The 919-nt window shown below is 71.3% G+C and carries 1 protein-coding gene and 1 pseudogene; both read left to right on the top strand.

Translation table 11 applies throughout. The features are described 5' to 3' along the window. Positions 1 to 516 (top strand): 50S ribosomal protein L11 methyltransferase (locus INT12_RS30500; RefSeq protein WP_193059181.1); only part of this gene is annotated, 516 nt, incomplete at its 5' end. 8 nt (positions 517 to 524) lie between these two features. After that, positions 525 to 919: pseudogene (locus INT12_RS30505) on the top strand (hypothetical protein); the annotation flags it as partial.

A 919-nucleotide genomic window follows, 5' to 3' on the forward strand; every position in this document is an offset into this window, starting at 1 on the left:
GCCGTGGTGCGGCTGGACCCGGGCTTGGCGTTTGGTTCGGGTACCCACCCGACCACCGCGCTGTGCCTGCGCTGGCTGGATGGGCTGGCCACCGAAGGCGCGCTGGCCGGGCAGACCGTGCTGGATTTCGGCTGTGGCTCGGGCATCCTGGCGCTGGCCGCGCTCAAGCTTGGCGCGGCCAAGGCCGTGGGCGTGGACAACGACCCGCAGGCGGTACTCGCCACGGGCGACAACGCCGAGCGCAATGCGCGGCAGGACCGCATGCAGGTGTACCTGCCGGCCGACGAACCGCAGGCCACCTACCCGGTGGTGGTGGCCAACATCCTGGCCTCGGCGCTGGATGCGCTGGCCGATGTACTGGCCACGCGCGTGGCGCCGGGCGGCCGCATTGCGCTGTCGGGCATCCTGCACGGCCAGGAAGACGAACTGCTGGTGCGTTACGCGGCCTGGTTCGAACAGCTTGAAGTCGCACGCGACGACGACTGGATGCGCATCACCGGCGTGCGCCGTGCTTGAATGACGCGATGACCGAACCGACCCCGCCACCGCGACGTCCCCTGGCCACGTTCCTGCGTGCGTCCACCGAGCCCACGCCCGAGGCGGTCGACGAGGTCGCCCCGGACAGCGAGGTGGACAACAACGAGGACAATCCCGGTGTTGCCGAGGCGTACGTGGAGGACATCGAGCAGACCGAAGCGGACATCGACCCCGCTCCGGTCGCGGCGGTCGAGGCCATCGAGCCCAACGTTGCTGCCACGCCCGCGCCCAGTTTCATGCGGGCACCCGAACGCGCGCCGCCCACCCCGCGTTGGCAGTGGGGGCTGGTAGCCGGCCTGGTCGTGTTGCTGTCGCTGCAGATCGCCGTTGCCGACCGCGCGCGCCTGGCCGCCGATCCCGGCAGCCGGCCGTGGATCGCAGG

It is taken from the genome of Pseudomonas sp. K8 (assembly GCF_014889455.1).
Classification (GTDB): Bacteria; Pseudomonadota; Gammaproteobacteria; order Pseudomonadales; family Pseudomonadaceae; genus Aquipseudomonas; species Aquipseudomonas veronii.